Genomic DNA, 11,109 nt, shown 5'->3' with positions numbered 1-11,109 from the left:
CGCCCTGTCCGGCGACGAGGCGGACGCCGAAGTCACCTTCCTGCTGGGCTCGTTGGACCAGCTCGGTCTCCGATGGGACTTGCTCGACCTGGGAGAGAGCCGCCGCAGCGGCGTCCACGTGCTGCTCGCGCGTGCCGGAGGCGACTGGGCCGTCGGCAGCGAGACCAGCAGGGGTGCCGCGGCCTCCGCCGCCCTCCGCGACCTGCTCGGGCAGATACAGCTCCGGCGCGAAGCGGGGGAGGGACCGGCAGACACAGGCGATCCGCTGCTGCGAGACCTCGCGCCGGAGACCCTCGGGACGGCCGACGCGCCCCCGGCGGCGGCGGGTTCGGAAGAGCCTGCCGAATGGACACGCGTACTGGAGAGGCTCCGCGAAGCCGGCAGGGACGCCCTGGTGGTTCCCACCGGCTCCGCCGACCTGGCGACCGTGGGCATCAGCACCGTCCGTGTGCTGCTCACCAAGGGCACCGGCCATGGTGCGTGACGAGACCGCTCCTCCGGCGGAGGGCGTTGCCGACTCCCGTGAAGCGGCTCTCACCGGGCTGCTGCGGAGCAGCCTCACCCGGCTCGCGGGCCCCGAGGCGCAGGTGGCGCGACTCGGCGTCCGTGACGAGTTCGCCGCGCCCGCCGCGCCTCGTCCGCAGCCGGCCGAGGACCCGGGACCGGCGGTTCCCGTGCACGTCTACGGGCAGCACGCGATCATCGGCCCGGTTCCCCAGGACGTCGACGCCACACGTGCGTGCCCGCGCTGCCTGGCCCGCCGCTGGCAGGCGGTGCGATCGGTCTCCCTCCGCGACGCACTGGAGATCGGCGGGGAGACCCATGCGGCGGGGGAGTGGCCGTTCGTGACGGCCTTCGCGATGGACGCCGTCGCCGCGCTCGTCACGGCCGCCCGGCAGCGCTCGTCGCGCACCACCTTCCCGGAGGTGCACCTGCTCGACCTGCAGTCCCTGAGCGTCCGTCACTACCCGCTCGTGCCGGACCCGCAGTGCCCGCGCTGCGGGGAGCCGGGCCCCGACACCGAGGAGGCGGCGCGGATCGAGTTGCAAGCCGCGCCGGAGCACGAGCCCGGCGCGTTCCGCGTACGCCCGCTGGAGAGCTACGACATCGACGTTGCCGCCTTCGCCAACCCGGTGTGCGGAGCTCTCGGACCGTCCGTCGTGCACGACGTCTCCTCGACCTCCACCTCGGCGACCATCGGCTGCTTCTCGATGCGCTCGGGCGAGTACCTGCGCGAGACGTTCTGGGGCGGGCACGCCGGATCCTTCGGCACCAGCGCCCGCATCGGGGTGCTGGAGGGCCTGGAGCGCTACGCGGGAATGCGCGCACGGGCGAAAACGACCCAAGTGACGGGCACGCTCGAGGAGTTCGGCGAGAGGGCGGTCGACCCGCGCCTCGTCGGCCTCTACTCGGAGGACTTCTACCGGGACAACCCGCGGGTGCTGCCGTTCACTCCCGACCGGGAGATCCCCTGGGTGTGGGGTCACTCGCTGCGGGACGGGACGCCGCGGCTGGTGCCCGAGGTGCTGACGTACTATCACGCGCCCGGCCTGGAGAACCGCTTCGTGCAGGAGAGCTCCAACGGCTGCGCGTCCGGCGGCTCCTTGGAGGAGGCCGTCTACTTCGGCCTGATGGAAGTCCTCGAACGGGACGCCTTCCTGCTCGCCTGGTACGGCCGGCAGCCGCTGCCCGAGATCGACCCCGGCACGAGCCGAAGGGCCTCCACCCGGCACATGGTCGACCGGCTGGCCATGTACGGCTACCGCGCACGGTTCTTCGACACCCGCATCTCCTTCCCGGTCCCGGTGATCACCGGAGTCGCCGAGCGGTTCGACGGAGGGCTCGGCCGCATGTGCTTCGGCGCGGGCGCCGGAGCCGACCCGGAGGCCGCGCTCGACGGTGCCCTGTGCGAGATCGCCACCGACGCCGTCAACCTGCAGAACCGCACCGAGCTGGACGAGGCACGACTGCGTGCCATGGCCGCGGACTTCCGCGAGGTCACCGCGCTCCACGACCATCCGCTGCTCTACGGCATCCCCGAGATGGGCCGCTTCGCCGACTTCCTGCTGCGCCCGCCCCCGGGCCCCCTCCCGACTCCGGCGCCCGTCTCCGTCGCCTCGCTGCGCCCGGCCGGCGCCGCGGAGGAAGGCACCTCGGGCGACGTCCGTGAAGCCCTGGAGCGCTGCCTGGAGCCGGTGACGGCAGCGGGCTTCGACGTGGTCGTCGTCGACCAGACCCTGCCCGAGCAGCGCACCCTCGGCCTGCACACCGTCAGCGTCCTGGTGCCGGGCCTGCTCCCCATCGACTTCGGCTGGTCACGGCAGCGCGCCCGCACCATGCCGAGGATGCGAACCGCCCTGCGCGAGGCAGGTCTGCGCGAGGCCGATCTGGGCCCCGACGACCTCAACCCCGCCCCCCACCCGTTTCCGTGACCGCCCGTTCAGCAGAAAGGAGTGTTTCCGTGGGTTACGCCCATGACTACGCGGACGCCATCAAGCACCGCGCCCGAGTCCCGATGGAGCCGGCCGACTTCGTACCCGACTGGGCCGACCGGCCGAGGAAGGGCAAGTACTACCCGGGAGTCGAGTCCTTCCCGCTGCCACGGACGGACTTCCCCGAAGGAGCGAGCGCGGCGTCGGGCTGCCTGCCCGGCGAACAGCCGCCGGCGGACGGGCGGTTCACGCTGCCCCTGCTGTCCGGAATGCTCCAGGACTCCTACGGGCTGGTGGGCCGCCGACTCGGCGTGCAGGCCAACACCGACCTCGCCGCCCTCCCGCACTACACGCAGACGAACTGGTCGCGCGGCACGGCCTCCGGCGGCGGGCTCTACCCGGTGAGCGTCTACTGGGCCTCCGGCCCGAGCGGCCCCCTCACGCCCGGCGTGCACTACTACGCCAACCACCGGCACGCCATGCAGCGCCTGCTGACGGGCGATGTGACCGGCGAGATCAGGGAGGCGGTGGGCTGCGGTCAATCGGGCCCGGACACCGACCAGTTCCTGATCCTCGGCATCAAGTACTGGCAGAACGCCTTCAAGTACAACAGCTTCTCCTTTCACGTCGTCAGCATGGACATCGGCACGATCCTGCAGAGCTGGCGCATGTGGGCACGCTCCCGGGGACTGCGCGTCGAGCCCGCGATGTGGTTCGACGAGCCGCGGCTCAACCGCCTCCTCGGCACGGCGGAGGAGGAAGAGGGCGTCTTCGCGGTCGTGCCGCTGTCCTGGGAGGACCCGGAGCAGGCCGAGGACGCGCCTCGCCCCGCATCCGGCCCGGAGGCGGCCTCCACACCCCGTGTCGGGCACGCGGACGTCGAACTCTCCCGCAGGGTCCTCGACTTCGGCATCCTCGAGAGCGTCCGCGCGGCGACCGCCGAGAACTCCGAGGCCCGTCCCGGTCCCGAGGCCCTCGCCGACGCGGTGGCGCTGCCCCTGCCGGACACCCGCGACGCCCTCCCGCTGCCGCCGCCCCAGGTGGAGCCGCTGACCATGCGAGAGGCCCTGCGCGGCCGCCGCAGCAGCTTCGGCCGATTCGACGCCACACGTCCCATCAGCGCCGCCCAACTGGGCACCGCTCTGGCCGCGTCGGCCGCCGTCTCGCTGGAGACGGACGCGGAGCCGCCCGGGGGGAGCCGGCTGGTCAAGCTCTACGCCTTCGTCAATCACGTCGAGGGCATCGACCAGGGCGCCTACGAGTACGACCCCGAGGCCCACGCCCTGCGTCCCGTCGTCGACGGCCCGCACGGGGAGTTCCTTCAGCGCAACTACTTCCTCGCGAACTACAACCTCGAACAGAGCGGTGCGGTGCTCGTTCCGTCCGTCCGCACGACAGCGGTGCTGGACGCCGTGGGCGACCGCGGATACCGGCTGTACGGGGCCACCACGGGGGCGGTCTCGCAGGCCTTCTACGCCGTCTGCACCGCACTCGGCCTCGGTGCGGGCGTCGCTCTCGGCTTCGACAACGTCTCCTACATCGAGCAACTGAGCCTGGAGCGCACGGGGGAGACACCGCTGCTGATCATGCTGCTCGGCCATGAGCGGCCACAGCCTGCCGACTTCCGCTACGAGATCGCCTGACCGGCGATGGGGGAACCCGCCATGACCTCTGTGACGACGACCTGGGAACCCGGCCGCCGGTTCATGCTGCGCGTCGCCGGACTTCCGGTCGAGTCCGTGCACGCGCTGCGCTGCACGGAAAGCCTCCACTGGGCGAAGGAGGTGCTGGACGCGGAGGACCGACTCCGCGTGCGCGCCGCCGAGTTGTCCGACGTACTGCACGACCTCGTCACGACCACCGACACCGCAGTACGCGGATCAGGCGACGCCTCGCGCCGCCAACTGCTCGCGCTGCGCCGCCAGATGTTCAACAACCGGCTGCCCGCCGACCCGGCGGCCGCCATGGAGCTGATCTCCGGACTGGACGCCGAGGCGGGCAGGCAGGTCGCCGATTGGCTCGCCAGGCGGCAGCAGCTGGAGGAACTGCACACCGCAGGAGAGCAGTTGCTCGCCTCCGACCTCGAACGCAGCCGTGCTGCGCTGCGCGAACTGATGAAGGAGGAGCGGCTTCGGCTCGGCCTGCTGCTCGCCTCACCCACACTGGACGGCCAGTTGGAGGGCTATCTGAGCAAGGCCGCGGCGGGTGTGCGTCCGGACAAGCGGATGCGCAAGGTCGAGAGGTCCCTGCTGTCCTACCTCTACCGGACGGCGTGCAAGACCAGTCCGTTCAGCACCTTCACCGGCGTGGCCACCGGCCTGTTCACGGACGGCGGGGACGAACCGCACGGCGAGCGGAACGGCAGCGACGCCGCAGCGATCCAGGTGGACGCCGGGTGGGAGAGCCGTGCACGGCTCAACGTGGTCGTGCTCGGCAGGCTCGCCGAGCTGATCCTCGCCGACCCGGCCCGGCGCAGCGATCTTCCCGTCCGTCTCGCCTCCGGCTGGGGCCGTGACGAGGACCGGGTGCGCTACGTACGCCGCTGGGTGACGGCCGGGGACGACGCCGCGACGGTCACCTTCGACTCGGTCAAGGACAGGCTCTTCTTCCTGCGCCGCAGCGGCATCCTGGACCAGCTGCTGGCCCTGTTCGACGAGCGCCCGGAGCTGCGCTACCGCGAGCTGGCCGACTGGATCGGCGCCGAACACGACGCGCCGCCCGAGCAGTGCGAGACCTATCTCTCGGCGCTGCTCCAGCTCGGGATGATCAGGGTGCCCTGCCTGGACACCGACGTGCACAGCCCCGACCCGCTGCGCTCCTTCCAGACGGCGCTGCGCGGGCTCGGGCGGCCCTGGGCCGAGCAGATCGCGGACGGACTCGAAGGTCCCCTCGCGAAGATCGCCGCCTTCCCGGCCGCGGACGTGCGCCGACGCGCCTCGCTGCTGCGGGAGCTGCGTGAGGAACTGCACGGGCTCCAGCGGCAGTTGGGCGCGCAGGAGCCGAGCCTTCCGCAGACGATCCTGTACGAGGACGTCAGTGCGGGCACCGACGTGGCCTGCCCGTGGCAGGACTGGAACGGGCGGGTCGGCGAAGACCTGCGCGCGCTGGAGAGCGTCCTCCCGGCATTCGACGTGACGCTGCCTCAACGCATCACCTTCAAGGGCTTCTTCCTCGCCCGCCACGGTCGTGGAGGCCGTTGCGAGGACCTTCTGGGGCTCGTGCACGACTTCCACGAGGACTTCTTCGACCAGTACCTCTCCTTCACGGCCAAGCGCCGGGCGTTCAACGACCAGGGCGAGTACGTACCGGAGGAGAACTGGCTCAACATCCCGGGCATCAAGGCCGTCGACTCCGCCCGCCGCGTCTTCGTCGACCGCATGCGGAAGCTGTGGGCGGAGCGCGACGGCGACGCCGAAATCCAGCTCGGCAGGGAGCACTTCGAAGAGGTCGCGGCCGAAATCGCCCCGGTCTCACCGGTGTTCGCCCCGCAGAGCCACCACCTCCAGCTGGCCCGGGAGAACGGCGACCCCCTGGTCGTGGTCAACCGCTCCTACGGCGGCGTCTCCTTCCCCTTCAGCCGGTTCACGCACGTCTACGACGGCCCCGAAGGCGGCGAGGCCCTCTCCGGTGCGCTGCGCGAGCGGGCGCGGGCGCAGACGCCCCCCGGCGCGGTCCTGGCCGAGGTGACGGGCGGCTCCGTCACCAGCAACCTCAATCTGCACGGCCGCCTGACCGACTACGAGATCGTCTGCCCGGGCGAGACCTCCACCGTCCCGGAGGAGGCCCGCATCCACCTCGAGGACCTGTACGTCGAGCACGACGAGGAGGCCGACCGGCTCGTCCTGCGCTCGTCGCGCCTGGACTGCGAGGTCGTTCCCGTCTACCTCGGCTATCTGGTGCCGCTGGCACTGCCGGAGATCTCCCGCACCCTGCTGCTCCTGTCCCCGACCTCGATGGCCCGGCTGGACGTGTGGGGCGGGGTGCCCGAGCCCGAGGCCGACGAGGGTGTGACCGTGCGGCCAAGGGTGCGCCACGGCGGTCTCGTGCTGAGCCGGCGGAGCTGGAGCACGACGGCCGCTTCGCTGCCCGCCCGTCAGCAGCCCGGCGTCGAGGAGCACACCTGGTTCCTCGGCTGGCAGCGCTGGCGCCGCCGGCACGGCCTGCCCGCCCGGGTGTTCGCCACGGTCGCGAGCGGGCCGCGCGGAGCGGCGGGCGCCAAGCCCAGCTGCGTGGATCTGGACAGCTCGCTCTCCCTGACGGCCTTCGAAGCGCTGCTCAAGGGCGACGAAGACCAGGTCGTCCTGCGCGAGATGCTCCCCACCGAGGACGGGCTGCACGTGCGGTCCGAGCGGGGCAGCCACGTCGCCGAACTCGCCGTGGAGACCTTCACCACGCCCGGTCCGGCCGCGCCGGACGCCTCCTCCCTCCCGACCCGACCCGCGAAGGACGCGCCCAGATGACTCAGCTGACCCCCCACAGCGGCAACATGACCGCAGCGGCCGGCGGTGCGGACCGCGAGACCGACGGCGGGCAGAGCGAGTGGCAGGCCGTGCACACCTTCTACGCCGCCAACCCGCAGCCCCTGCTGGTCAGTTGCATCCGTCCGCTGATCGCCTCCCTGGAGGAGGACGGGCTGCTGGCCGGGCACTTCTTCCTCAACTACTGGCTGGAGGGGCCGCACGTACGCCTGCGGCTCAAGCCCGCCACGGCTGACGCGACCGAAGAAGTGCGCCGCCGGGCCGAGGAGGCCATCGACGCCTTTCTGCGTGCCCGCCCGGCGCTGTACGAGGTCGACACCGGCTTCCTCAACGAGTTCTACAACGCCCTGTTCGAGATCGAGTTCCCCAAGGGGGACCGCAACGCCTTCATGGGAGAGGACGGCAGGATGAACCTGCGTCCGAACAACTCCCGCTCCTGGGAGCCGTACGCGCCCGAGTACACCAAGTACGGCGGCAAGGCCGGGGTCGACCTCGCCGAATGGCACTTCGCCCACTCCAGCGACCTGGTCATCAACGCCTTCCGCACGATGAACCTCCACCTGCGCACGGTGCTGCTGGGCACCTCGGCGCAGCTGATGATGGTGATGCTCAGCTGCTTCCTGCCCGACGCCGGCAAGCAGGCCGACTACCTGGACCGGTACTACGAGTTCTGGCACCGGGCCTTTCCCGGTACGGGCTTCATCGGCTCCGCCGAGTACGACCGCAACTTCGCGGAGACCGCACCCGGGCTCGGCCGCCGCTACCGGGAGATCCGGCAGGCCGTCACCGCCATGCGTGCCGCCCGCGAGGCGGGAGCCGGAACGGCGGGCGGTACGGCCTCCAGCGGGGACGCCGGCGAAGGCGTGCGCCTGCCGGCCTTCCTCCAGGGCTGGTCCGAGCACTGCCTCGAACTGCGCGAGCGGGCGGCCCAGTTGGCGGCCCGCGGCGACCTCGTCTTCGCCCCGCCGGAGGAGAAGGCCGAACCGCTCACGGACCTGGCCGTCGTGCTGCCGACTCTGCTCTCGCCCTATATGCACATGACGAACAACCGTCTCCACGTGACGATCCGGGACGAGGCGTACCTCGCCCACGTCCTCGGGCGGGTGCTCCGCGCGGACCTCGCGGGCGGCGACGAGCAGAGCGGGGGCGCGAACCCGCCCGCACAGGCGGTGAGTTCATGACCGTCGAACCGCCGGAGATGCTCTCGTACCGGCCGGCGCTGAGACCGGAGGTGCTCATCAGCCCTCCGCTCCTCCGCGCCGCCGCGACCGTCCACCTCATCAAGGACCCGCGCAGCGGTGCCTCGTTCGAGGTCGGGACCAAGGAGCACTTCCTCCTCTCGCGGCTCGACGGCGGGCGCACCCTCCAGGACATCGGCACGGAGTACGCGCACAGCTTCGGCAAACGGCTGGGCGAGGCCAACTGGCAGCAGCTGCTGGGACTTCTCGGCAGCCGCGGGCTGCTCGCAGGCGCCCCCGCACGGGAACCCGAGCAGACCGCCGCAGGCACGGGGACGGGCATGGTCACCGGCAACCTGCTCAAGGGCAGAGTGCGCATGGTGGCCGACGCAGGGGCCACTTCGGACCGGCTGCACCGCCTGCTGCGTCCTGTGCTGCGGGCCTGGGTGTTGCTGCCGCTGCTCGCCCTGACCGTCGTGATGGAGGCGCTCCTGGTCACTCGGGCGGGTGAACTGGCCAGCGACACCTGGTGGTTGCTGAAGCAGCCCGTCCCGCTCCTGGCGGTCTGCGTCGCCATCTGGTTCAGCATCGCCGTGCACGAACTGGCGCACGGCGTCGCCGCCCGCCGATACGGCGCCACCGTCAGCGAGATCGGCCTGCGCTGGAGTCTGCCCATGGCGATCATGTACTGCACGGTGGACGACTACCTGTACCTGCGCCGACGAAGACATCAGCTCACCATCGCGGGAGCCGGCGCCTTCGTGAATCTGGTGCTGCTGCTGCCCGCCGCGGCCTGGTGGTGGGCACTGCCGCAGGACGATTCCACCCGCAGGGTTCTTTCCGGGCTCCTGCTGCTGGGCAGCGTCCAGGCACTGGCGAATCTGCTTCCTCTGCCGCCTCTGGACGGCTACGCCATGCTCAGCCATGCTCTGCGGATCTCCGGCTACGCACCGGAGAGCGGCCGGTACCTCAGGCTGCGGATGCGTGACCGAGCAGCCGCAGCCTCCTACCCGCGCCGGGCCCGCACTCTCTACACCGCGTACGGGATCGGATCGGCCGTCCTTGTCTGCATCTTGCTGGCAGGGCTCATGACCACCGCGTATCTCCTTTTGTTCTCGCCCAGTTCCAGCTAGTTCCACGCGCAATGCCAGCACCCGAGGGACACGACACATGACCGAAGCAGGGACCATGCCGGCCCAGCCGCATGAAGCATCACCGGACACGACGATCGTCATCGAGGAGATCCGCAAACGCTACGGCGACCACGACGCCGTGGCAGGGGTGTCGCTGCAGGTGCGGCGCGGCGAGTTCTTCGGCCTCCTCGGTCCCAACGGGGCGGGCAAGACGACCCTCGTGGAGATCATGGAGGGCCTGCGCGAGGCGGACTCCGGCAAGGTCACCGTCCTGGGGCAGTCACCCTGGCCGCGCAACGTCGCCCTGCTGCCGCGGATGGGTGTGCAGACGCAGTCCTCGGCCTTCTTCGTACGCCAGACGGCCCGCGAGCATCTGTGCACCGTCGCCGCCCTGTTCGGCGTGGGCCGGAAGGCTGCGGACGGCGCACTGGACGCCGTCGGGCTCACGGGACAGCGCGATGTGATGGTGGAGAACCTCTCCGGCGGTCAGCGTCAGCGCCTGGCCATCGCCTCCGCGCTCGTGCACGAGCCGGAGCTGATCTTCCTCGACGAACCGACCGCGGCACTCGACCCGCAGGCACGGCGCGACCTGTGGGAGGTGCTGCGCGGGCTGAAGAAGCAGGGACGCACCATCGTCTACACCACCCACCATCTCGATGAGGCCGAGGCGTTGTGCGACCGGGTCGCCATCCTCGTCGACGGCTCCGTCGCCGCCCTGGACTCCCCGCACAACCTCGTCGCCAGGACCGGGGCCCCGACCCGGCTGATGATCCCCGCCGGACGGCTCAGCCCCGAGGCGGCGCTGGGCATCGAGGGAGTGGACCGCGTCGAGGAGCAGGGCGGATCGCTCGTCCTGGAGACGCAGGTGTCCGGCCAGGTCCTCACGGCCGTCGACAGGCTCACGGGGCTGGCGGACGTGCAGACCCGCACCGCGACCCTCGAGGACGTCTACCTCGAACTCACCGGCTCCCTCACCGGGACCGGCTCGGACGGCGACAAGAACTCGGAGCACCAGGCATGAGCGCGTACGCAGCACTGACGGGAGCCGGATACCGGGCGCAGGTGAGGGACAAGGCCACGCTCTTCTTCACCTTCGCGTTCCCGCTGATCTTCCTCGTCGTCTTCGGGCTGATCTTCAGCGGTCAGGACGTGAAGCAGTCCGGCCGCCCGTACATCTCCTACATCGCGCCCGGCGTGATGTCCTGGGGCGTCGCCAACGCCGCTGTCTTCAGCGTGGCGTTCACGCTGATGCAGTGGCGGCGGGACGACCTTCTCCGGCTGATCAGGATGACGCCGACGAGGCTGCCGTCGGTCCTGGGCTCGCGCTACGTGCTGGCTCTGGGCGTAGGGCTCGTGCAGGCCGTGGTGTTCGTGGGCGTCGCCCTGCTGCCGCCCTTCGAACTCGACCTGAAGAGCACCTGGCCGCTGGCGATTCCCGCCCTGATCTTCGGCATCACGGCGTTCCTCACCATCGGCGTGGTCATCGGGTCCCTCGCCGACACACCCGAGGCGGTGGCGGCCATCGCCAACTGCCTCATGGTGCCGATGGCGTTCCTCTCGGGTTCGTTCATGCCGATGGACATGCTGCCGTCGTGGCTGGAGACCGGATCGCGGATCCTCCCGCTGCGATACCTCAACGACGCGGTCTCCGCGGCCCTTTCGGGACGTGGGGACAGCGGCGACATCGTCCTGGGCTGCGGCGGGCTCCTCGCCTTCACCGTCATCTTCGGCGCGGTCTCGCTCAAGACCTTCCGCTGGAGCAACAAAGCATGACCACGACGGCCGTCACCGGCGGCAGACCGCTGGAGGCGGCGACGGGCCGCCTCCAGAGCGCACTCGACCAGCGGTGCACCGTGGATCCCGCGCCGCTCGTGGTGCTGTGGACCGC

General features: G+C 71.0%; 7 protein-coding genes and 1 pseudogene. All 8 read left to right on the top strand.

Annotation, left to right across the window (positions count from 1 at the left end; genetic code table 11):
- Positions 1 to 484: pseudogene (locus tag H5J26_RS23275) on the top strand (hypothetical protein); the annotation flags it as partial.
- Complete coding sequence (locus H5J26_RS23270) at positions 474 to 2,432, top strand: TOMM precursor leader peptide-binding protein (protein WP_181767897.1); 1,959 nt, start codon at positions 474 to 476, stop codon at positions 2,430 to 2,432. The pseudogene H5J26_RS23275 and the gene H5J26_RS23270, both read left to right, overlap by 11 nt.
- Before the next feature lie 29 nt (positions 2,433 to 2,461).
- Positions 2,462 to 4,075 (top strand): nitroreductase family protein, encoded by a 1,614-nt coding sequence (locus H5J26_RS23265; RefSeq protein WP_181767896.1) that lies wholly within the window; start codon positions 2,462 to 2,464, stop codon positions 4,073 to 4,075.
- 21 nt (positions 4,076 to 4,096) lie between these two features.
- Positions 4,097 to 6,892, top strand: a complete 2,796-nt coding sequence (locus H5J26_RS23260) for a lantibiotic dehydratase (RefSeq protein WP_235980978.1) — start codon at positions 4,097 to 4,099, stop codon at positions 6,890 to 6,892.
- Positions 6,889 to 8,091, top strand: coding sequence for a lantibiotic dehydratase C-terminal domain-containing protein (locus H5J26_RS23255; RefSeq protein ID WP_419183840.1), 1,203 nt, complete (start codon positions 6,889 to 6,891; stop codon positions 8,089 to 8,091). The genes H5J26_RS23260 and H5J26_RS23255 overlap by 4 nt, the downstream gene beginning before the upstream one ends.
- Positions 8,088 to 9,221: a site-2 protease family protein gene (locus tag H5J26_RS23250; RefSeq protein ID WP_181767894.1), complete on the top strand. Its 1,134-nt coding sequence runs from the start codon at positions 8,088 to 8,090 to the stop codon at positions 9,219 to 9,221. The genes H5J26_RS23255 and H5J26_RS23250 overlap by 4 nt, the downstream gene beginning before the upstream one ends.
- Positions 9,222 to 9,258: 37 nt before the next feature.
- On the top strand, positions 9,259 to 10,242 hold the full coding sequence (locus tag H5J26_RS23245; RefSeq protein WP_181767893.1) for an ABC transporter ATP-binding protein: 984 nt from the start codon (positions 9,259 to 9,261) through the stop codon (positions 10,240 to 10,242).
- The gene (locus tag H5J26_RS23240) at positions 10,239 to 10,994 is read left to right on the top strand and encodes an ABC transporter permease (protein ID WP_181767892.1); all 756 of its coding nucleotides are present in this window, start codon (positions 10,239 to 10,241) and stop codon (positions 10,992 to 10,994) included. The genes H5J26_RS23245 and H5J26_RS23240 overlap by 4 nt, the downstream gene beginning before the upstream one ends.
- Positions 10,995 to 11,109: the final 115 nt, after the last annotated feature.

The sequence above is a fragment of the Streptomyces albidus (ex Kaewkla and Franco 2022) genome (assembly GCF_013870515.1).
GTDB classification, from domain to species: domain Bacteria; phylum Actinomycetota; class Actinomycetes; order Streptomycetales; family Streptomycetaceae; genus Streptomyces; species Streptomyces albidus.
The sequence above is the reverse complement of the archived record's forward strand: the minus strand, read 5'-3'. Positions and strand labels throughout refer to the sequence as shown.